This is a genomic window from Pseudomonas sp. BNK-44-b, assembly GCF_047456245.1.
Taxonomy (GTDB): Bacteria; Pseudomonadota; Gammaproteobacteria; order Pseudomonadales; family Pseudomonadaceae; genus Aquipseudomonas; species Aquipseudomonas machongensis.
Map to the genome: position 1 here is coordinate 2,472,959 of NZ_CP179908.1, position 22,020 is coordinate 2,494,978.

Sequence of the window (22,020 nt, forward strand, 5' to 3'; positions counted from 1 at the left end):
ACTTTTCTGATTATCATCAGCCGCGATAAAAGATGAAAGTCATTTGCCACTATTGCCTAAGAAAAAGTCAGAAAGTGTCTGTTTTGTCGCCCTGCATCCCTTCCCCGGCCTGCTCCTCCAGCAGGCGAATGAACATGCTCAGGCTGCGTGACACCGTACCGCGACGCCACACCAGCCAGGTCTTGAGGTAACGGAAATCCTCGGACAACGGCCAGGCGCTGACCGTACTGGCGCCGGGCATGCTGTCGAGCATGCTGCGGGGCATCAGTGCCAGGCCTGCACCGGCGCTGACACAGGCGAGCATGCCGTGGTACGACTCCATCTCGTGGATCTTGCCCGGGACGGCCTTGTCCTTGACGAACCAGCTCTCGAAATGATGCCGGTACGAGCAGTTGGCACGGAAGGCGTAGATGCTTTCGCCGTTGACATCCTGGGCGCGGCTGACCGGGGCGTGGTTCAAGGGTGCGATGACCATCATCTCCTCCTCGAACACCGGCATGCCCTCAAGGGTTGGATGCAGCACCGGGCCGTCGACGAAGGCTGCCACCAGCCGCCCGGACAGCACCCCTTCGAGCATGGTCCCCGACGGGCCAGTGGAGAGGTCCAGATCGACCTTCGGATAACGCTGGTTATAGGCCGCCAGCACCGTAGGAATGCGCACCGCTGCGGTGCTCTCCAGCGAGCCGAGGGCAAAGGTGCCTTGCGGGTCTTCGCCGGCCACGGTCGAGCGCGCCTCCTGCACCAGCTCCAGGATGCGCCGGGTGTACTCCAGGAAGTTCCAGCCCGCCGGAGACAGGCGCAGGCGACTCTTCTCGCGGATGAACAGCTCCACCCCCAGGTCTTCTTCGAGCTGCTTGATACGGGTGGTCAGGTTCGACGGCACCCGATGGATGTGTTGGGCGGCAGCGCTGATGCTGCCGTGTTCGGCCACGGCCTTGAACATCTCCAGTTGCACCAGGTCCACAGGCTTTCTCCATTCGTGAATGTTTCGCTCATTATTATTCAGTTTTAAGTAAAGGCGCACGCCATTAGTCTGGCCTTCAGTCGAATACGACATCGCCAAGACAACAAGAGGACCCGCCATGAGCGAGATCAGCAGCCTGACCCATGCCATTTCCGTCGACCCGTACAGCGGCGAACAGATTGGCGCCTACCCCTACGACACCGATGCCGCACTGGACGCAGCCCTGCAACGCGCCAAGGCCGGCTACGCCCAGTGGCGCCAGGTGTCGCTGGGTCAGCGCAGCGAATACCTGATCGCTCTGGCCAACGCACTGCAGGCCAACCACGAGGCCTTCGCGGTGATGATCACCCGCGAAATCGGCAAGCCGATCGCCCAGGCCCGTGGCGAAGTGACCAAGTGCATCGGCCTGTGCCAGTGGTACGCCGAACACGGCCCGGCCATGCTCGCCCCCGAGGCCACCCAGGTCGAGAAAGCGCGTATCGAATACCGCCCGCTCGGCCCTATCCTCGCGGTGATGCCGTGGAACTTCCCGATCTGGCAAGTGCTGCGTGGCGCCGTCCCCGCCCTGCTGGCCGGCAACACCTATGTGCTCAAGCACGCGCCGAACGTGATGGGCAGCGCCTACCTGCTGGCCGAGCTGTTCAAGCAGGCTGGCCTGCCGCAAGGCGTGTTCGAAGTGATCAACGTCACTCCGGATGGCGTCACCCGCGCGATCAATGACCCGCGCATCGCCGCCATTACCCTCACCGGCAGCGTGCGTGCCGGCATGGCCATCGGTGCCCAAGCGGGCGCAGCACTGAAGAAGTGCGTGCTCGAACTGGGCGGCTCCGATCCGTTCATCGTGCTGGCGGATGCCGACCTCGATGCCGCCGTCAAGGCTGCAGTGATCGGCCGCTACCAGAACACCGGCCAGGTCTGCGCCGCGGCCAAACGCTTCATCGTGGAAGACAGCATCGTCGATGCCTTCACGCAGAAGTTCGTGGAAGCGACCCGCGCCCTGAAAATCGGCAACCCACTGCAGGACGACACGTACATCGGCCCGATGGCCCGCTTCGACCTGCGCGACGAGCTCGATGGCCAGGTTCAGGCAACCCTCGCCGAAGGCGCCACGTTGCTGCTGGGCGGCAAGAAGGTTGAAGGCAGCGTCAACTTCTACGAGCCGACCGTGTTCGCCAACGTGACCCGCGACATGACTGCCTTCAAGCAGGAGCTGTTCGGCCCGGTGGCGGCGATCATCAGCGCCCGTGACGCCGAGCACGCGGTGGAACTGGCCAACGACAGCGAGTTCGGCCTGGCGGCGACGATCTACACCGCCGACCTGGCAAAGGCAGAGCGCATGACCTCGGCGCTGGACACCGGCGGTGTGTTCATCAACGGCTACTGTGCCTCCGACCCCCGCGTAGCGTTCGGCGGCGTCAAGAAGAGCGGTTTCGGGCGTGAGCTGTCGCACTTTGGTGTGCGCGAGTTCTGTAACGTGCAGACGGTGTGGCTGGATCGTAACTGAGGCGAGTGCGCGTCGCTCTTTTCGCGGGCAAGCCCGCTCCCACCAAGGATCACACCAGAGCTTGTGGGAGCGGGCTTGCCCGCGAAAGGGCCAGCACCCACACGGCAGATGCCTGATCATCTGCCACAAAAATGCACCCTTCCCCTGCAGATTTACCAATTGTGTCAGGCAAATACGCATGGCAGGATCCGTTGATCCTCCAGCGTATTTCCAGACTTGACTTGGAAAATCAATAACAAAGCAGGGAGACCGCGATGACCGCGCACGCTCAACCAACGGCCACGGATCATGTTCTGGCCGACACCCGCAATCACATCGGCCACCTGACACTCAACCGTCCCTCCGGCCTCAACGCCCTGACCCTCGACATGGTGCGCAGCCTGCAGCATCACCTCGACGCCTGGGCGCAAGATCCGCAAGTCAAGGCCGTGGTGCTGCGCGGCGAAGGCCCCAAGGGCTTCTGCGCTGGGGGTGACATCCGCTCGCTGCACGACAGCTTCAAGTCCGGCAGCGACCTGCATGAACGCTTCTTCGTCGAGGAATATGCCCTCGACCTGTGCATCCATCATTACCGCAAACCCATCCTGGTACTGATGGACGGCTTCACCCTCGGTGGCGGCATGGGCCTGGCCCAGGGCGCGGACCTGCGCATCGTCACCGAACGCAGTCGTCTAGGGATGCCCGAAGTCGGTATCGGCTACTTCCCCGATGTCGGCGGCAGCTACTTCCTTTCGCGCATCCCTGGCGAGCTAGGGATCTACCTGGGTGTCAGCGGCGCGCAGATCCAGGCCGCCGATGCGCTGTACTGCGGGCTGGCGGACTGGTATGTGGACAGCGCAAAGCTGGCCGCGCTGGACGAAGGCCTGGACCATCTGAACTTCGGCGACCAGCCACTCAAGGATCTGCAAGGTCTGCTCGCCAAACTTGGCTCGCAGATATTGGAAGACGCGCCCCTGGCCAAACTGCGCCCGGCCATCGATCACTTCTTCGCCCTGCCCGACCTGACCAGCATCATCGAGCAACTGCGCGCCGTGAGCATCGGCGACAGCCGCCCCTGGGCGCTGGCCACCGCCGATCAGCTGGAAACCCGTTCACCACTGGCGATGGCGGTTACCCTGGAGATGTTGCGTCGCGGTCGCCGCCTGAGCCTGGAAGAATGCTTCGCCATGGAGCTGCACCTGGACCGCCAGTGGTTCGCCCATGGCGACATCATCGAGGGCGTGCGTGCGCTGATCGTCGACAAGGACAAGCAGCCCCGCTGGAACCCGCCCACACTCGCCGCGCTGTCGCGCCAGCGGGTCGATCAATTCTTCGAAGGCCTGTGAGCCCGGGAGTACACAGCATGCAAGACCTGGAACTGAGCGAAGAACAGATCATGATCCGCGACATGGCCCGGGACTTTGCCCGTGGCGAGATCGCGCCCCATGCCCAGGCCTGGGAGAAGGCTGGCTGGATCGACGATGACGTGGTCCGCGCCATGGGCGAGCTGGGCCTGCTGGGCATGGTCGTGCCCGACACCTTCGGCGGCAGCTACACCGACTACGTCGCCTATGCCCTGGCGGTAGAAGAAATCTCGGCTGGCGACGGCGCGACCGGTGCGATGATGAGCATCCACAACTCGGTCGGCTGCGGCCCTCTGCTGGCTTATGGCAGCGCTGAGCAACAGCAGCAATGGCTGCCGCGCCTGGCCAGTGGCGAAGTGATTGGCTGCTTCTGCCTGACCGAGCCGCAGGCCGGCTCCGAAGCCCATAACCTGCGCACACGCGCCGAGCTGGTGGACGGCCACTGGGTCATCAGCGGCGCCAAGCAGTTCGTCAGCAACGCCCGCCGTGCGGGGCTGGCCATCGTCTTTGCCGTCACCGATCCGGAGCTGGGCAAGAAAGGCCTGTCGGCGTTCCTGGTAGAGACCGACAACCCAGGCTTCAAGGTCGATCGCAGCGAACACAAGATGGGCATCCGCGCCTCTGACACCTGCGCAGTCACCCTCGACAACTGCCGCATCCCGGCCGCCAATCTGCTGGGTGAGCGCGGCAAGGGCCTGGCCATTGCCCTGTCCAACCTCGAAGGCGGACGCATCGGCATCGCCGCCCAGGCCCTGGGCATTGCCCGTGCCGCGTTCGAGGCCGCGCTGACCTATTCGCGCGAGCGTATCCAGTTCGGCAAACCGATCAGCGAGCACCAAAGCATCGCCAACCTGCTGGCCGACATGCAGGTGCAGGTCAACGCCGCACGCCTGCTGATCCTCCACGCCGCGCGCCTGCGCACGGCCGGCAAGCCATGCCTGTCGGAAGCCTCGCAGGCCAAGCTGTTCGCCTCGGAAATGGCCGAACGGGTGTGCTCCATGGCCATCCAGGTGCATGGCGGCTATGGGTATCTTGAGGACTATCCGGTGGAGAAGTACTACCGCGATGCGCGCATCACGCAGATCTACGAGGGCTCGAGCGAGATTCAACGGATGCTGATTGCGCGAGAACTCAAGCACTACCCGCTGTGATCGCACCCCGCCGGGGCCGCGTCGCTGCCCCGGATTATCACCGCGATAGCATTTATCCATTGAACACAGCGTTACAGGTGCAGTAAGCTCGACCCCACTCACTGGAGAGCAACATGTCGAAACATACCTGCAATCACGCCAACACCACCGGTCGCATCTCGCGCCCTGTGCTGGCCGTTGCCGGTCGTACCGTCGCCTGCTCCTATTTTGGGTATTGGTTTAGCCACTAGGCGCCGATACCCACACGGCGCCCACCTTCGAGGGGCCGCCGAACATGAGAATACTCAAACCCCCGGTCGGCTCCCCGACCGGGGGTTTTGCGTTTCCAGGCCCTGAAAAACATTCATTCGTTCCGAGGACAGATTCATGAACTACACCAGCTACCCCTACGCAGACACCTACGCCTGGCGATTTAGCCAATCCCGTTCGGGCCAGCCTGCCGCCTCCGTACGGTCCATCACTGGTGGCGACGCTGCACACAGTAATCATCCGAATACCTGTCGAACACCTCGATAGGGCCGACCGCGCGGGAAGCACCCGCCGTCCGCCCAGGGAAACAACGCCATGCAAGCTTCGAATCTCGCTCTGCCCCTGACCCAACCTGCCGCTGCCAACGCCTCCGTCAGCCAGCGCCTGCCCAGCCCCCATCTGCTCAAGCAGCAGATGCCGCTTTCCAGCGAACTCGCCCAACAAGTCCACGCCCATCGCCAGGCCGTGCGCGCCATTCTCGAAGGCCGCGACCCACGGTTGCTGGTGATCGTCGGCCCCTGCTCGATCCACGATCCACGCTCGGCCCTGGAATACGCCGACCGCCTGGCGGCCCTGAGCCGCGAAGTCGATGACAAGCTGCTGCTGGTGATGCGTGCCTACGTGGAAAAACCGCGCACCACCGTCGGCTGGAAAGGCCTGGCCTACGACCCGCACCTGGACGGCAGCGACGACATGCATGCCGGTATCGCCCTGTCCCGAGGCCTGATGCTGGGCATGCTCGAACGCGGCTTGCCGATCGCCACCGAACTGCTCCAACCGATGGCCGCGGGCTATTTCGATGACCTGCTGAGCTGGGCGGCCATCGGCGCGCGCACGACTGAATCACAGATTCACCGTGAGATGGTCAGCGGCCTGGAGCTGCCGGTCGGCTTCAAGAACGGCACCGACGGTGGGGTTGCCATCGCTACCGACGCCATGCGCAGCGCCGCGGCGCCGCACCGCCACTTCGGCATGGATGCGCAAGGCTACCCGGCGATCATCGAGACCTTCGGCAACCCGGATACCCACCTGGTGCTGCGCGGCGGCCACAAGGGCCCGAACTATGATGCCGACAGCATCGCCCTGGCCCGCCAGGGGCTGGCCAAGGCCGGGCTTGCGGCGCGGATCATGGTCGATTGCAGCCACGCCAACAGCGGCAAGGATCCGGCGCGTCAGCCCGCGGTATTCGAGGATGTGCTGAACCAGCGCCTGGCCGGTGACACCTCGATCGTCGGCGTGATGCTCGAGGGGCACCTGTTCGATGGCTGCCAGGCGCTGGGCAAGGGCGCGTTGAAATACGGCGTGTCGATCACCGATGGCTGCCTGGGCTGGGATTCGACCGACGCCTTGCTGCGCCGGGCGGCAGGTCAGTTGTAGGAGGCTTACGGCAAGCCTTGCGAGACATTTCGCCGCCAATTGCGCTAGGCTTGCCGTTTCACATCAAGGAGCAGTTCCCATGGCACGTGCCACCGCCCGCCACATCCTCGTCAGCAGCGAAGAGAAGTGCAACGAACTCAAGGCTCAGATCGAAGCCGGTGCCGACTTCGGCGAAATCGCCAAGGCCAACTCCACCTGCCCGTCCAGCCGCCAGGGCGGTGACCTGGGCTCCTTCGGCCCAGGCCAGATGGTCAAGGAATTCGACACCGTGGTGTTCAGCGCGCCAGTCAACACCGTGCAGGGCCCGGTCAAGACCCAGTTCGGCTACCACCTGCTGGAAGTGACCAGCCGCCAGGACTGATTCGGTCTTGTTCGCCCGCCCCTGCAGCGCCCTTGTAGGAGCGGGCTTGTCCCGCGACAGGGCCAGTACCGTCACCTCCTGCGTCTCGCAGCTGCCGATCGCGGGGCAAGCCCGCTCCTGCCGGGGGCTGAGCCGTCTGTTGGTCGGATGCTTGCTGTCATGCCTGGCATTGACCACCCAGGCCGCGCCCTCCCACGCCCTCACCGTCTACGGTGAAGCGCCGCGCTACCCCGCCAACTTCTCGCACTTCGACTACGTCGACCCGCACGCCCCCAAGGGCGGCAGCTTGCGGCGCTCGGCCATCGAGATTGGCCAGTTCGACCATATCCTGCCGTATATCGACAAGGGCACCGGCGTCAGCGAGGTCGATGGCTGGCTGTATGCACCGCTGGCAGTCCGCTCGTTCGATGAGCCGTACACGGTCTATGGCTTGATCGCCCGCCGGATGGAGCGTGGTCCGGACGACGCCTGGTTGCGTTTCGAAATCGACCCGCGTGCCACCTTTGCCGACGGCACACCAGTGCGCGCCGAGGACGTGCGTTTCACCTTCGAGCTGCTGATGAGCAAGGGCAGCCTCAAATACCGCACGCAGTTCGCCGAGGTTGCCGGGGTCACCGTGGAAGGCCCGCGCAGCGTTCGTTTCGACTTCAAGCAACCCCATGGCCGCACCCTGCCGCTGGACCTGGCAAGCCTGCCGGTACTGCCGGAACACGACTGGCAGGCACGCGACTTTGCCAATGGCGCCGGGTTCGAGAAACCGGTAGGCAGTGGCCCCTACCGCATCAGCCGGATCGACAACGGCCGCAGCATCACCTTCGAGCGTGACGCCGACTGGTGGGCCAGGGACCTGCCGGTCAACCGCGGGCGCTACAACTTCCAGCGCTTGCGCGTCGAGTACTTCGGCGACACCGAGGTGGCCCGCCAGGTACTCAAGGGCGGCGGCTACGATTACAACCGCGAGTTCTCCGCCACCGCCTACACCCTGGGCTACAACGGCGCCCAGCTCGACGATGGCCGCCTGCAGCGCGCCCATCTGGGCCCTGCCAAGCCACAGAACGCCCAGGGGTTCGTATTCAACCTCGACAAGCCGGTGTTTCGCGACCGCCGTGTACGCCAGGCGCTGGCCATGCTCTGGGACTTCGAGTGGAGCAACCGGCAGATGATGCGCAACCTCTACATCCGCCAGCAAAGCCTGTACTCCAACACCCCGCTCGCAGCACGCGAGCTGCCCGACGCCGAGGAACTCAAACTGCTCGAACCGCTACGCGGCCAGATCCCCGACGAGGTCTTCAGCCAAGTGTTCACGGCACCGGTGACCGATGGCACGGGCATCGTCCGCAAACAGCAGTTGCAGGCACTCGAGCTGCTCCAGGCTGCGGGCTGGCGCCCCGAAGGCGATCGCCTGGTAAACGCCGATGGCACCGCGCTGAGCTTCACCTTCCTCAACGGGCAATCGGGCCTCGAGCGCTTGCTCTTGCCCTGGAAGCGCAATCTGGCGCAAATCGGCATCGAGCTGAATATCCGCAACGTCGACTCGGCGCAGTACATCAACCGGCTGATGGCGCGCGACTACGACATGGTCGTGACCGGCTACCCGGTGACGCTGTCACCCGGCTCGGAACAATACAACTACTTTGGCTCCGCCGCCGCCAATGACCCTGGTTCGAACAACCTCATGGTGCTCAAGGACCCGGCGGTCGACCACCTGCTCGATGGCCTGGTACGCGCCTCGACCCAGGCCGACATGCTGCGCCATGCCCACGCCCTGGACCGGGTGCTGCAGTGGAACTACTACTGGATTCCAAACTATTACCCGCCCGGCAGCTCGACCGTCTGGTGGAACCGCTTCGGCCTGCCCAAGGTGCAGGCCGCCTACGACGAAGGCCTGGATACCTGGTGGGAGCTCAGCCCCACGGCGCTGACCAATCAGCAGATGGCTGAACGTACGAAGGTTGCGCCATGACCGCCTATATCCTGCGGCGTCTGCTGCTGATCATTCCGACCCTGCTGGCGATCCTGCTGGTGAACTTCGCCATCGTCCAGGCGGCTCCCGGCGGCCCTGTGGAGCAGGCCGTGGCGCGCCTGCAAGGCATTGGCGGCGGCGCCCCCGGCGCGCGGGTCGAGGTGATACAGGGCGAGTCTCGCGCCAGTCGTGGGCTGGACCCCAAGCTGATCGAGGAGATCAAGCGCCAGTACGGCTTCGACAAGAGCGCCCCGGAGCGCCTGTGGCTGATGCTCGGCCAGTATGCCCGGCTCGATTTTGGCCAGAGTTTCTTCCGTGGCGCCAAGGTCACCGACCTGATTCTCGACAAGTTGCCCGTCACCCTGTCGCTGGGCTTCTGGGCGACGCTGATCACCTACCTGGTCTCGATCCCCTTGGGCATCCGCAAGGCTGTGCGCCACGGCAGCCGTTTCGATGCCTGGAGCAGCGCGCTGATCGTGGTTGGCTACGCACTGCCCTCGTTCCTCTTCGCCCTGCTGCTGATCGTACTGTTCGCCGGCGGCACGTCGTTGAACTGGTTCCCGGTGCGCGGGCTGGTTTCGGAAGACTTCGACCAACTGAGCCTGCTGGGCAAGGTCGCCGATTACTTCTGGCACCTGGTTCTGCCGGTCGGGGCCTTGGTGATCGGTGGGTTCGCCACCCTCACCCTGCTGACCAAGAACGCCTTCCTCGACGAGATCTCGCGCCAGTATGTGGTCACCGCCCGGGCCAAGGGCTTGAGCCAACGCCGGGTGCTGTACGGCCATGTGCTGCGCAATGCCATGCTGCTGGTGGTGGCCGGGGTGCCGCAGGCGTTGATCACGGTGTTCTTCGCTGGTTCATTGCTGATCGAAGTGATCTTCTCGCTCGACGGCCTAGGGCGCATGAGCTACGAGGCGGCCGTCTCGCGGGACTACCCGGTGGTGTTCGGCACCCTGTTCATCTTCACCCTGGCAGGCTTGCTGATTCGTCTGGTAGGCGACCTGTCGTACACCTTGCTCGACCCGCGCATCGACTTCGACACGAGGACGCACTGATGCTCTCGCCTGTCGCCCGGCGCCGCCTGCAGCGTTTTCGCCATAATCGCCTGGGCTGGGTTTCGCTGTGGCTGTTCGCCGCCCTCCTGCTGCTGAGCCTGGGTGCAGAGCTGGTGGCCAACGACAAGCCGCTGCTGCTTTCGTACAAGGGCGAGCTGTACACCCCCGCACTCAAGCGCTACACCGAGCAGCAGTTCGGCGGTGAGCTGCCCTTCCAGCCCGACTACCGCAGCGCGTATGTGCGCCAATTGATCGAAGGCCAGGGCGGCTGGATGCTGTTCGCCCCCATTCCCTTCAGTGCCGACACGCCCAACTACGACCTGCAGGTGCCCACCCCCAGCCCGCCCAGCGCAAGCAATTGGCTGGGCACCGACGATCAGGGCCGCGACGTGCTCGCGCGGGTGCTGTATGGCACACGTATTTCCTTGCTGTTCGCCTTCGCCCTGACCCTGGTCAGCGTGCTGATCGGCGTCGCCGCCGGCGCGCTGCAGGGCTACCACGGCGGCTGGGTCGACCTGCTCGGCCAGCGCCTGCTGGAGGTTTGGTCGGGGTTGCCGGTGCTGTATCTGCTGATCATCCTGTCCGGCTTCGTCGAACCGAATTTCTGGTGGTTGCTGGGGATCATGGCGCTGTTCTCCTGGCTGACCCTGGTCGACGTGGTACGCGCCGAGTTCCTGCGCGGGCGTAACCTGGAGTACGTCAAGGCCGCCCGTGCACTGGGCCTGCCTGACACCCAGGTGATGCTGCGGCATATCCTGCCCAATGCCATGAACGCCACACTGACCTACATTCCGTTCATGCTGACCGGTGCCATCACCACCCTGACAGCACTGGACTTCCTCGGCTTCGGCATGCCGGCCGGCACCGCGTCGCTGGGTGAGCTGGTCACCCAGGGCAAGCAGCACCTGCAAGCCCCCTGGCTGGGCTTCACCGCATTCTTCGCGCTGGCGGTGATCCTGTCGCTGCTGGTATTCATCGGCGATGCGCTGCGCGAGGCGTTCGACCCGCGGCGCTGATCCGGCCCTCGACTGAAAGACACCCTGATCGTTTCAACGCTATCGGCATCGTGTAAGGAGCGGCACATGACTCTAGACGGCAAGACGGCACTCATCACCGGATCCACCAGCGGTATCGGCCTGGGCATCGCCCAGGTACTGGCCCGGGCAGGTGCCAACATCCTGCTCAACGGTTTCGGCGATCCACAACCGGCGCTCGCCGAGATCGCCCGCCACGGCGTGAAGGTCGCGCACCATCCGGCCGACCTGTCCGAGGTGACGCAGATCGAGGCCCTGTTCGCCCTGGCCGAGCGCGAGTTCGGCGGCGTCGACATCCTCGTCAACAACGCCGGCATCCAGCACGTCGCGCCGGTGGAAGCCTTCCCGGTGCAGAGCTGGGACAAGATCATCGCCTTGAACCTCTCGGCCGTGTTCCACGGCACCCGCCTGGCCCTGCCGGGCATGCGCGAACGCGGCTGGGGGCGCATCATCAACATTGCCTCGGTGCACGGCCTGGTGGGTTCCACCGGCAAGGCCGCCTACGTGGCGGCAAAACACGGAGTGATCGGCTTGACCAAGGTGGTGGCGCTGGAAACCGCGACCAGCAGCGTGACCTGCAATGCCATCTGCCCCGGCTGGGTGCTGACCCCGCTGGTGCAGAAGCAGATCGACGACCGCGCAGCGGCAGGCGGCGACTCTCGGCAGGCCCAGCATGACCTGCTGGCCGAAAAACAGCCCTCGCTGGCCTTCGTCACCCCCGAGCACCTGGGCGAGCTGGCGCTTTTCCTGTGCAGCGAGGCCGGCAGCCAGGTGCGTGGCGCCGCCTGGAACGTGGATGGCGGCTGGTTGGCGCAGTAAGGTCTAGAGTTCAATCAGGGACCGTCTTGAATGTACCTTCAAGACGGCGCCTGGCAGGCCGTGTCGATGCCCCACCGACCGAGGAGGTTCGCATGAGCGACGTACTGTGGCGCCCCAGCCCCGCGCAGGTCCAGGCCAGCCGAATGGACCACTTCCGCCGCCAGGTGAACCAGGACCTTGGGCTGCAGCTCGCCAACTACGCAGACCTGCACCGCTGGAGCATCGAGCAGCGCGAAGCGTTCTGGCAGAGTCTCTGCGCGTTCTTCGAAGTGCGCTGGCACAGTCTGCCCTCGCAGGTGCTCAGCGAAGGCGCGCAGATGCCGGACGCGCGCTGGTTCGCAGGTGGCACACTCAACTATGCAGAACACCTGTTGCGCCGGCGCGACACGCATCCGGCGCTGATCGCCGTGCGTGAGGACGGCACACGCGAGGTACTCAGCCACCGTCAACTGGCCGCCGAGGTCGCCGGCGTGCAACGCGCCTTCAAGGCCCTCGGCATCCAGCCAGGCGATCGTATCGCCGCGATCATGCCCAACACCTGGCAAACGCTGGTGGCCATGCTTGCCAGCGCTAGCCTGGGGGCGGTCTGGTCCAACGCCTCCCCCGAGTTCGGGCTGCACGGCATCATCGATCGTTTTGGCCAGATCGCGCCCAAGCTGCTGATCGCCTGTGCCGGTTATCACTATGCCGGCAAGGTGATCGACCAGGTCGAGAAGATCAACCAGGTCTGCGCCCAGTTGCCGGCGCTGGAGCACCTGCTGGTCGTGCCCTACACCCGCGAGCAGACGCGCACCGATGAGTTCGTCGGCCTCAAGGTCAGCCTCTGGCAGGACGTCTATCAGGCCGGCGGCGAACCTGAGTTCACCGCCCTGCCTTTCGACCACCCGCTGTACATCCTCTACTCCAGCGGCACCACAGGCGTACCCAAGTGCATCGTCCACGGTGCAGGAGGCGTACTGCTGCAGCATCTGAAAGAACATGGCCTGCACAACGATCTGAAGGCCGATGACGTGATGTTCTACTACACCACCTGTGGCTGGATGATGTGGAACTGGTTGGCCAGCGGCCTGGCGGTCGGTGCCACCCTGGTGCTGTACGACGGCTCGCCGCTGCACCCCGGCCCCGAACGCCTGCTCGATCTGATCGACGCCGAAGGCATCCAGGTATTCGGCACCAGCGCCAAGTACCTGGCCACCCTGGAACAGCAAGGCCTGGTGCCGATGCGCAGCCATCGTCTCGACAGCCTGCGCCTGTTGCTTTCCACCGGTTCGCCGCTGTCGCCGCACAGCTACGACTACGTCTACCACCAGATCAAGCGTGATGTGCGCCTGGTCTCGATGTCCGGCGGTACCGACATCGTCTCATGCTTCGTGCTGGGTAACCCGACCCTGCCAATACGGCGCGGTGAAATGCAATGCCGGGGCCTGGGCATGGCCGTGCAGGTGTGGAACGAACGACGCGAGGCGGTGGTGGGCGAGAAAGGTGAGCTGGTCTGCACCCGCCACTTCCCGTCGATGCCGTTGGGCTTCTGGGGTGACACCGACGGCAGCCGCTATCACGAGGCTTACTTCAGCCTGTTCCCCGGCGTCTGGGCACAGGGTGACTACGCCGAAGAGACCGCCAGCGGCGGGCTGGTGATCCACGGACGCTCCGACGCGGTGCTCAACCCCGGCGGGGTGCGCATCGGTACGGCGGAGATCTATCGTCAGGTGGAGAAGGTCGAGGAGGTGGTCGAGAGCATCGCCATCGGCCAGGACTGGCAAGGCGACGTGCGTGTGGTGCTGTTCGTGCGCCTGCGCGAGGGCCTGCAACTGGACGACGCCCTGTGTCGGCGCATCCGCCAGGTGATCCGCCAATACACCACGCCGCGCCATGTGCCAGCGGTGATTGCCCAGGTGCCAGACATCCCACGCACCGTCAGCGGCAAACTGGTGGAGCTGGCGGTGCGCAACGTGGTGCACGGGCTGGCGGTGAAGAACACCGACGCCCTGGCCAACCCCGAGGCGCTGGCGCATTTCCGTGACCGCGCCGAGCTGCGCGATCAGGCATAATGGCGCCCTTTTTTGCCCGAAGCACAGGTGTCACATGAAAGCACAAGCGCGCCATATCCTGGTCAAGACCGCCGATGAGGCCGAACAACTCAAGCAACGCCTGGCCAAGGGCGAGGCGTTCGACGTGCTGGCGAAGAAGTTCTCGACCTGCCCGTCAGGCAAGCGCGGTGGTGACCTGGGCGAGGTGCGTCCTGGCCAGTTGGTCGGTGCCATCGACCAGGTGATCTTCAAGAAGGCCCTGCGCGTGGTGCATGGGCCGATCAAGACCAAGTTCGGTTATCACCTGGTGCAGGTGTTCTACCGCGACTGAGCGTTACATCGCTGCGCGCAACATCTCCACGACCTGGGCATGAAGCGCCGGGTCACCGCAGGCCACGATGCACCCGCCGTTCTGCGCCGAGCTGCCATCCCACGCGGTGATCACACCGCCCGCCCCTTCGATGATCGGCATCAGTGCCTGCACGTCGTAGGGCTGAAGGCTCGCCTCGACGATCACATCGACAAATCCCGACGCCAGCATGCAATAGGCGTAGCAGTCGCCGCCATAACGCATCAGCCGCGCCCGCCCGGCCACGTGCTCGAAGGCCGCCTTGCGCGCCGGGGTGTCGAACATGTCCGGTGTGGTGCACATCAGCGTGGCGGTCTCGAGCGACCCGCAGGCACGGGTCTTCAGCGGCGCACCGCTACGCCAGGCGCCTTCGGGCGTACCGACGAAACGCTCGCCGGTAAAGGGTTGATTCATCACCCCCACCACTGGCTGCTGGCCATCGTTCAGCGCAATCAGCGTGCCCCACAGCGGCAGGCCGGTGATGAAGGCCCGGGTGCCATCGATCGGGTCCAGCACCCAGGTCAGCGGGCTGCTGCCCTGTGCCACGCCCTGCTCCTCGCCCAGGATGCCATGCGTCGGATATCGCGCCTGGATCAACGCACGCATGGCGTCTTCGGCGGCTTTGTCCGCCACGGTCACCGGATCGTAGAGGCGCCCGCCCTTGTCCTCGACCTCCAGGCTCGCGCGAAAATACGGCTGGATCGCCAGCGCAGCGGCGTCGGCCAGTTGCTCGGCAAAAGCACGAAACTCTGCGATCTGCTCAGCGTTCAGGGACATGGGACCGGCCTCGTAGGGAAAAGGCGGCCATGATACCCCAGCACGGCGTCGCAGGCGCACAGGCACCTCACTTTCGGGCATGGGGTTATAACCATTTCATCAGACGGTAGCTGAATCGTTGTACTAGGATAGCAAGCAGTCGCGCCCATATACTGGCCAAAAGCCATATCGCGACTTTCGGATGACCGCTACTCATGGACGATACGATGAATTCGCACCTGCTCTTTCCGCAGATCGGCAAAGTCATTGCCAGCACCGGCAGCCGCCAATTCCCGCGCCTGCTGCATGACCTGATCCAGACCCACCTGAGCATCGATGCCACGCATATCCGCCAGGTGCGCCTGGCCTCCCCCGGTTTGCACGGCAGCACCACCCTGCTCAGTGAAACCGTGTTCAGCGCCAGAGAACCCGCCTGCGACGAGCTTCTGGACCCGGCCCGTCTGCATCTGGTGCGCCGCACTGCCGATTATCACTACGAACTGCACATCCTGCGCGCTGATCGCGCAAGTTTCTCGCCGCGCGAGCGCGACTGCCTGCAGGACATCTCGCCGCTGTTGCTGCCCATGCTGCAAAAGCACCTGGATGCCTTGCAGCCCAGCATCAGCGAACGCCCGACAGGCGATAGCCTGCAGGAGCGTTTCCGCGAGCGCCTGAGCCAGACCGGCCTTGCCCTTTCAGAACGGGAAATGCAGGTCTGCCTGGGCCTGCTGGCCGGTCATACCGCACCGCAACAGGCCGAACTGCTGCAGTTGAAGGTCAATACGGTGGAAAGCTACCTGCGTCGCGCGGCGATCAAGCTGGGGATCAGCGGGCGGCATTCGTTGATGCGCTGGATGTATGGCGCCCATTCCTCGATACACCCCTGAGCGCCCCGCTACCGGGGCATTCAACCCCCGCTGTCGATGTGGCGCAGTGCCGCCTATCATTTTTGCCAGTTGGAGCAGCACATCGACTGCGCTAGTTTCGACGCCATCCTGACACGATGGAGCTCACCACCATGTCCGTGCAATCTTCCGGCACGCCTGACCATGCCTACGGCACGCAAGGAGTGGCCAATATTCCGGCCGAACCTCCCTATAACCCGGACGTGGCCTCTCTCCAAGTCGGGCCATCAACCCTCGACGCCAAAGGGCGGCTGGTGGTATTCGGCCGTAACCCCACAGACTCCAGCCCAGGATTGCTCACCCGGCTCAACGCCGATGGCCAGTGGGACGAAAGCACCGGCCATGTGGTCGTAGACGCTGCGAATCTGCCCGATGAGGCACTGGACTTCAAAGGGCTTGTCGGCGCCACGATCAATGGCCAGCACACCTATTTCGCCGTTGGCGTGCCCACCTATTTCGATGCCGACTTCGAACGGTATCTGAACTTCGTCGGTATCAGCCGTTTTGATGAAAGCTTCCAACCGGTAACGTCCTTTGGCGAAAACGGTCATGCTTTACCAGACCCGGGCGAAGGTTGGCAGAAGGGTGACGTGGGCGACACCAGAAAGCATCGGGTGAAGAACTCGACCAAAGCGCTTCTGTCGTCCGAGGAGCGCCCACTGGTATTCGCGAACGGCTTGTTGCGAGCCATCTTCCCCTACACCCTCGGCGACGGGAACGACGAGCGCACTGAAAGCTGGTTGGCGGTCTTCAACCCCGTGACTGGCGAGCTGGCACCTGAGCTCGGCGAGGCGCGTGATCTCGGCATGTTGCCACTCACCGACAAAGCCGGTTTTTCGTTGCGGGTCTTGCGTGCGCACTTCTTCGCCGACGGTAGTTTCCTGGTGCTGGCAGAAAACGCCAGCCAGCGAGTCATCGTGAGGCGTTACGACCGACACGCCATCGCCGATGAACGCTTCAATGATGACCAGGGCCAGCGGGAACTGTTCGCCTTTGAAGGAAGCATGCGCCTCGGCATGTTCGCAAGGAACGGTCGGATCGCTGTTTCCCGGGGTGTGGAATTCCAGCTCCAACAACCCACGACAGTGTTCGTACTGACCGAGTCCGGTACGAACGACACGACCTTCAATCGCGGCCAACCTTTGACGCTCGGCAGCGACAGCCATGGCCTGGCGCTGGGCGAGCTTCACATCGATGATCAGGATCGCATTTTGCTCGGTGGCGCCCTGCTAACCGCCATCAACGTCGGCCGTTTGCATGTGTATCGCCTGACACGGTCCGGAGAGTTCGACAGCGCCTTCGGCAACCGGGGCCTCTTTGACGGCGGCCCTGACTTCAGAACGGCGAACAAGGTGTTTGCCAGTGGGCACGGCATACACATCCTGACGCTGTTCGCTACCAGCGGCCCCTACTTCCTGGAAAGGGTGCTCAAGCTGCACGACTGACCGGCTTCTGCAGCACCCTGCGTACCGCAGACTCTTGCCAGTACCGTGAATAGTTCCTACCGCTTACCAACCCACGAGAGTAAGTCTCATGAAAGCGACAGCTAATACCGGTGATAACGCAGGGAAACTGGACCCGGATTTCGGAGTTGGGGGCCTCGTAGAGTTGCGTCCATTCGATGAGGATCGCGGTTTTGAAATCATCGACTCTGCGGGCCTGCAAGATGGCGGGAGCGTGCATGTTATCCGGACATACGACGAGGGAGAGAACTACCTGGTCAGCTTTGATCACGGCGGCGAACTGATCCATCGGAAACAGGTCATCTTGCCCGATAAAATCCAGCCGAACACCCACTATTTCTTCCGACTCAAATACAGCCAGCTTGACCGGGTAGCCTGTTACTTGCCGGGCGTACGTTGGCCATCCGAAAATGTAGAAGATCCCATCATCCACACTTCAGCCGTTGGTTGTTTCCTGACGGATCTACAACCGCAGCCAGGGTTTGGCGAAAATGGCATTGCGACAATTACACCTGCAGACTTGGGCAAGAACAGCGCCAATCGCCGCGCGACGCCCAAGCGTGAAGCGTTCGCCGCCGACCATGCCGAGACACCAGCAACGCGAGCCTACAACGTGAACAGTGGAGAGGCCCAACTCATCAATGGCGCTCTGTGGTCAGTCTCCAGCAGCTATCACGAATTTGAAGATCCACCGTTCAAAAGCTGGATTTCCAGATTTGCTCCAGACACAGGGGAGTTGCTGTCGATTTACCCGCTGCAGCCCCTTGGGGGCACGACATGGGAGCCGGTGGATGTCCATTTCCTCAAGGAAGGTGGATTCATCATGTTGGCCTACATAGAACAACAAGCCTTCCTGACGAAGTTTACCGACACCGGGATGCTCGACAAGACATTCAACAATTCGGGCTACGTTGAAATGCCGGATCTTGCTTATGACAATAGTTGCATGTACGTGCATCAAGACCGAATCCTGATCGCCTCCGTAGAGCCGGCAATACAAGCTGCGCCGCTATTGACGTTGGATGCCTACCTCTTGTCAGGACAACCTGACAGTACATTCCAGCGTAAAAGCGAGGTGGTAACAGACTCGGTGATTATTACCTCACCACATATCGCCGTCGATGCGACGAACCGTATTCTCGTCGGCTTCACCAGTAGTATGAACTTCAATTCGTCCCCTACGCCCTTTGCCGTTATGATCTATCGCTTCAACTGGGCGGGCAACGCGGACCTGTCGTTTGGCGACGCCGGCAGGTTCGTACATTATAATGTGGTGCAATTCAAACACATGTTTTTGAACGGCAATGAGATCCGTGGCGCAGGCAAAGATTTTTCGACCCAATTGCCTCTAATGTTCAAAGTCCTCGATTAAGTCCTCCATTGAACGCGCCGCTGACTCACACCCCGGGCGTCAGCGACTGCCGTTCAGTTCAATCCCGCGCCAAGGCTTCGATCGGGTCCAGTCGTGCGGCGTTTCGTGCGGGCACGAAGCCGAACACGATGCCGATCAACGTCGAACAGGCGAACGCGGTGGCAATCGAGGCCGGCGAGAACACCATCTCCCACTGTTTGACGAACAGCGTGAACAGATAGCCGATCCCATACGACAACGCGATCCCCACCAGCCCGCCGAACAGGCAGACCATCACCGCCTCCACCAGGAACTGCTGGCGAATGTCCGACTGCCGGGCACCGACGGCCATGCGGATGCCGATCTCACGGGTACGCTCGGTGACCGACACCAGCATGATGTTCATCACCCCGATCCCCCCCACCACCAATGAAATCACCGCGATCAACGACAGCAGCAGGGTCAGCGAACGACTGGTCTTCTGCACCGTCTGCATGATGCTGTCGAGGTTGTTGGTGAAGAAGTCCTTGGTGCCGTGGCGCTGCAGCATCAAGGTGTTGACCTCTTGCTCCACCCGCTTGCTTGGCATGCCGTCCTTGATCCGCACGCTGATGCTGTCCAGGTGGCGCTGCCCCAGCAGGCGCCCGGCAGCGGTTTCGTAGGGCACCCAGACGTTCAGCGCGTTGCTGGCAGCGAACAGGTTCTTGTTCTCGGTGGTCACGCCGATCACCGTGCACGGCAGATTGCCGATCAGGATCACCTGCCCGAGCGGGTCTACCCCCTCGCCGAACAGCCGCAAGCGCGTGTTGTGGTCGATCACCACCACTTGTGCCTGGCGCCGGGCATCGCTTTCGCTGAAGGCGATGCCGGCGGCCAGGTTGATGTTGCGTACCTGGAAGTAGCGTTCGCTGACGCCATTGAGCTGTACGTCCAGGTCCAGGTTGCGGTAGCGCACCAGCATGCTGCGGCCGATTACCGGCGTTGCACTGTCGACGTAATACAGCTGGTTGAGCGCTGTGACGTCGGCCAGCACCAGGGTCTCGATGGCCTTGGCCCTGCTGTCACCAAAGTTGCTGCCCGAATAGATGTCGATGGTGTTGCTGCCGATCGCCTGAATATCCTTGAGCACATAGCCTTTGGCGCCCTCGCCGATCGCCGAGATCGACACCACCGAGGTGATGCCGATGACGATGCCGAGCATGGTCAGCAACGTGCGCATTCGGTGCGAGATCAACGCGATCCAGGCCATGTTGAACGCTTCACGGAACAACCCCAGGCTGGCCACCAGTCGCCGAGGCGGACGGGCCTTGCGTTGCGGCTCGGGGATGGCCGCATCGGGCGCAGTCTGCCGCGTGTTGCGCTGATCACTGACGATCTGCCCGTCGCTGACTTCGATGATGCGCTCGGCATGGGCTGCGACCTTGGGGTCGTGGGTCACCAGGATCACGGTGTGCCCGGCGGCGTGCAGCTCCAGCAGGATGGCCATCACTTCCTTGCCGCTGGCCGTGTCGAGGGCGCCGGTAGGCTCGTCCGCGAGGATCACCTCGCCGCCGTTCATCAAGGCTCGGCAGATACTCACCCGCTGCTGCTGGCCGCCCGACAGTTGGCTGGGGCGATGCGTCAGATGCCCGGCCAGGCCGAGGCGCTTGAGCAGTTCCTGGGCCCGCTCGTGGCGCTGGGCCTGGGGCGTGCCCGCATACACCGCCGGGATCTCGACATTGCGCAGGGCGTCCAGGTGCGGCAGCAGGTGATAGCGCTGGAAGATGAAGCCGAAATGGTCACGGCGCAGCGCGGCCAGCGCCTCATCGTCCATGTCGCGGGTTTCCTGGCCTCCCACCTGATAGGAACCGGCGCTGGCGTGGTCCAGGCAGCCAAGGATGTTCATCAGCGTCGATTTGCCCGAGCCCGACGCGCCAATGATCGCCACCAACTCGCCCGCGTCGATTTCCAGATCGATATGGCGCAGGGCGAGAAACTCGCGGTCTCCCGCCATGAAACTGCGGCTCACGCCCTCCAGGCGCAGCAGCGGCTGGCCGGCTTCGACGGCGGTGGTGCGCTGCGAGGCCAGTTCGACGTTCATGTTCATGCTCATGCCCCCGCCGCATCGCCGATGGGCTCACCGATCACTACCCGGTCGCCCTCGTCCAGCCCCTGCCTGATCTCGACCCTGACATTGTTGTTGATCCCGGCCTGCACCTGGCGCACCTGGGCAAAGCCCTTGGCGTCGACTACCCGCACCGGGAAGCTGCCGTCGCCACTGCGCGGCCCGAGCGCCGCCACCGGCACACTGAGCACCGCCTCGGCGGTGGCCAGCACGATGCGGACCTGAGCGGTCATGGAAATGCGCAGGCGGTGGTCTGGGTTGGGCACCTCGAACAAGGCGTTGTAGAACACCGCGGTGTTCTGCTTTGGCGCAGCAGCGCCGCTCTTGTCGGTGCTCTCCAGGTAGTTCTGCGGCGCAGGCTCCGTGCCGCGCAAGGTCGCGTAGTAGCGTTTGTCTTCACCTAGGATGGTGAAGTACACCTGCTGGCCGGGGCTGATATGGATCACGTCGGCTTCGGAGACCTGCGCCTTGACCGTCATGGTATCCAGGTCGGCGAGCTTGAGGATCACCGGCGCCAGTTGCTGGGCGATCACGGTTTGCCCTTCCTGGGTGACGATACCCACCACATCGCCGTCGATGGGTGCACTGATGCGCGTGTAGTCGAGGTTGACCTTGGCCGTGTCGATCTGCACCTGGGCGCTCTTGATCTGCGCGTCCAGCGAGTGCAGGGTCGCCTGCTGCACCTGGTACTCGGACTCGGCGTTCTCGAAGTCCTGGCGCGAGATCGACTCGTCGTCCTGCAACGCACTGTAGCGCTCGTAGACCCGGCGGGTCTGATTGACCCGGGCCAGGGTCGAGCGCCGCTCGGCCTGCAGCTTTTCTTCATCGACCTGGGCCTGGCGCAGCGTGTTGCGCAGCACCAGTGGATCGATCTCGGCGAGCCACTGGCCCTTGGTCACCTTGTCGCCCAGCTTGACCTTCAGCGAGCGCAACTGGCCGGAAACCTGAGCACCGACATCGACCTGGCGGATACCCTCGAGCACGCCGGTGGCCAGCACCGCGTTCTCGATGTCACCACGCTCGACCGTGGCAGTGATGTAGCGTGGCGGCGTGGCCGGGGCCTGCACCGCGTACAACGTGATCCCGGCCACCAGTGCCAGGGCACAGCCCAGGCTTATCTTGCGAAATCTGCTCTTGTCCATAAATGCTCGTTCATCCGTTCCAAAGGCCTGCGTGCCACACCGCCCCTTGTGGGGGCGGGCTGGCCTCGCAATCACCGGGCAAGCCGGTGCCAGATACTGC

The 22,020-nt window shown here is 63.5% G+C and carries 18 protein-coding genes; 14 read left to right on the plus strand and 4 right to left on the minus strand.

What is annotated here, in order from left to right; all coding sequences use genetic code 11:
• Nucleotides 1–67 precede the first annotated feature (67 nt).
• Nucleotides 68–964 (minus strand): putrescine utilization regulator PtrR, encoded by an 897-nt coding sequence (gene ptrR, locus ACMGGG_RS11235; RefSeq protein ID WP_063544959.1) that lies wholly within the window; start codon nucleotides 962–964, stop codon nucleotides 68–70.
• A 118-nt stretch (nucleotides 965–1,082) separates the two neighbouring features.
• Between ptrR and ACMGGG_RS11240 the strand changes: the two genes are divergently transcribed.
• The 11 genes from ACMGGG_RS11240 (at nucleotide 1,083) to ACMGGG_RS11290 (ending at nucleotide 14,181) form a co-directional block, all read left to right on the plus strand.
• Complete coding sequence (locus ACMGGG_RS11240; protein ID WP_414155857.1) at nucleotides 1,083–2,468, plus strand: aldehyde dehydrogenase family protein; 1,386 nt, start codon at nucleotides 1,083–1,085, stop codon at nucleotides 2,466–2,468.
• 254 nt (nucleotides 2,469–2,722) lie between these two features.
• On the plus strand, nucleotides 2,723–3,793 hold the full coding sequence (locus tag ACMGGG_RS11245) for an enoyl-CoA hydratase/isomerase family protein (protein WP_054890642.1): 1,071 nt from the start codon (nucleotides 2,723–2,725) through the stop codon (nucleotides 3,791–3,793).
• Nucleotides 3,794–3,810: 17 nt separating this feature from the next.
• Nucleotides 3,811–4,962, plus strand: a complete 1,152-nt coding sequence (locus ACMGGG_RS11250) for an acyl-CoA dehydrogenase family protein (protein WP_151924650.1) — start codon at nucleotides 3,811–3,813, stop codon at nucleotides 4,960–4,962.
• A 564-nt stretch (nucleotides 4,963–5,526) separates the two neighbouring features.
• A complete protein-coding gene (locus ACMGGG_RS11255) occupies nucleotides 5,527–6,588 on the plus strand; it encodes a 3-deoxy-7-phosphoheptulonate synthase (protein WP_112898315.1) in 1,062 nt (353 codons plus the stop codon).
• Nucleotides 6,589–6,667: 79 nt separating this feature from the next.
• Nucleotides 6,668–6,949: a peptidylprolyl isomerase gene (locus ACMGGG_RS11260; RefSeq protein ID WP_054890645.1), complete on the plus strand. Its 282-nt coding sequence runs from the start codon at nucleotides 6,668–6,670 to the stop codon at nucleotides 6,947–6,949.
• A 46-nt stretch (nucleotides 6,950–6,995) separates the two neighbouring features.
• A complete protein-coding gene (locus ACMGGG_RS11265) occupies nucleotides 6,996–8,912 on the plus strand; it encodes an extracellular solute-binding protein (RefSeq protein WP_414155500.1) in 1,917 nt (638 codons plus the stop codon).
• On the plus strand, nucleotides 8,909–9,967 hold the full coding sequence (locus ACMGGG_RS11270; protein ID WP_414155501.1) for a microcin C ABC transporter permease YejB: 1,059 nt from the start codon (nucleotides 8,909–8,911) through the stop codon (nucleotides 9,965–9,967). The genes ACMGGG_RS11265 and ACMGGG_RS11270 overlap by 4 nt, the downstream gene beginning before the upstream one ends.
• Complete coding sequence (locus tag ACMGGG_RS11275) at nucleotides 9,967–10,983, plus strand: ABC transporter permease (RefSeq protein WP_063544963.1); 1,017 nt, start codon at nucleotides 9,967–9,969, stop codon at nucleotides 10,981–10,983. The genes ACMGGG_RS11270 and ACMGGG_RS11275 overlap by 1 nt, the downstream gene beginning before the upstream one ends.
• A gap of 66 nt (nucleotides 10,984–11,049) precedes the next feature.
• A complete protein-coding gene (gene hbdH, locus ACMGGG_RS11280) occupies nucleotides 11,050–11,820 on the plus strand; it encodes a 3-hydroxybutyrate dehydrogenase (RefSeq protein WP_414155502.1) in 771 nt (256 codons plus the stop codon).
• A gap of 92 nt (nucleotides 11,821–11,912) precedes the next feature.
• On the plus strand, nucleotides 11,913–13,871 hold the full coding sequence (locus ACMGGG_RS11285; RefSeq protein ID WP_414155503.1) for an acetoacetate--CoA ligase: 1,959 nt from the start codon (nucleotides 11,913–11,915) through the stop codon (nucleotides 13,869–13,871).
• Between the two features lie 34 nt (nucleotides 13,872–13,905).
• On the plus strand, nucleotides 13,906–14,181 hold the full coding sequence (locus tag ACMGGG_RS11290; RefSeq protein ID WP_054890650.1) for a peptidylprolyl isomerase: 276 nt from the start codon (nucleotides 13,906–13,908) through the stop codon (nucleotides 14,179–14,181).
• Nucleotides 14,182–14,184: 3 nt separating this feature from the next.
• On the opposite strand, the gene hisN is transcribed toward ACMGGG_RS11290, so the two are convergent.
• Nucleotides 14,185–14,976: a histidinol-phosphatase gene (gene hisN, locus ACMGGG_RS11295; protein WP_054890651.1), complete on the minus strand. Its 792-nt coding sequence runs from the start codon at nucleotides 14,974–14,976 to the stop codon at nucleotides 14,185–14,187.
• Nucleotides 14,977–15,182: 206 nt separating this feature from the next.
• Here hisN and ACMGGG_RS11300 point away from each other — a divergent pair, with 206 nt between their 5' ends.
• The 3 genes from ACMGGG_RS11300 to ACMGGG_RS11310 all read left to right on the plus strand — a co-directional run bounded on the left by ACMGGG_RS11300 (nucleotide 15,183) and on the right by ACMGGG_RS11310 (nucleotide 18,695).
• Nucleotides 15,183–15,842 (plus strand): helix-turn-helix transcriptional regulator, encoded by a 660-nt coding sequence (locus tag ACMGGG_RS11300; RefSeq protein WP_063544965.1) that lies wholly within the window; start codon nucleotides 15,183–15,185, stop codon nucleotides 15,840–15,842.
• Nucleotides 15,843–15,973: 131 nt separating this feature from the next.
• Nucleotides 15,974–17,305, plus strand: coding sequence for a hypothetical protein (locus ACMGGG_RS11305; protein WP_414155504.1), 1,332 nt, complete (start codon nucleotides 15,974–15,976; stop codon nucleotides 17,303–17,305).
• Between the two features lie 88 nt (nucleotides 17,306–17,393).
• Complete coding sequence (locus ACMGGG_RS11310; protein WP_414155505.1) at nucleotides 17,394–18,695, plus strand: hypothetical protein; 1,302 nt, start codon at nucleotides 17,394–17,396, stop codon at nucleotides 18,693–18,695.
• A gap of 58 nt (nucleotides 18,696–18,753) precedes the next feature.
• Here ACMGGG_RS11310 and ACMGGG_RS11315 read toward each other — a convergent pair whose 3' ends face one another.
• Together ACMGGG_RS11315 and macA are read right to left on the minus strand one after the other, a co-directional pair.
• Nucleotides 18,754–20,760 carry a MacB family efflux pump subunit gene (locus ACMGGG_RS11315; RefSeq protein WP_063544968.1) on the minus strand — a complete coding sequence of 669 codons (2,007 nt, stop codon included), beginning with the start codon at nucleotides 20,758–20,760 and terminating at the stop codon, nucleotides 18,754–18,756.
• Between the two features lie 2 nt (nucleotides 20,761–20,762).
• Nucleotides 20,763–21,920: a macrolide transporter subunit MacA gene (gene macA, locus ACMGGG_RS11320; protein ID WP_063544969.1), complete on the minus strand. Its 1,158-nt coding sequence runs from the start codon at nucleotides 21,918–21,920 to the stop codon at nucleotides 20,763–20,765.
• Nucleotides 21,921–22,020: the final 100 nt, after the last annotated feature.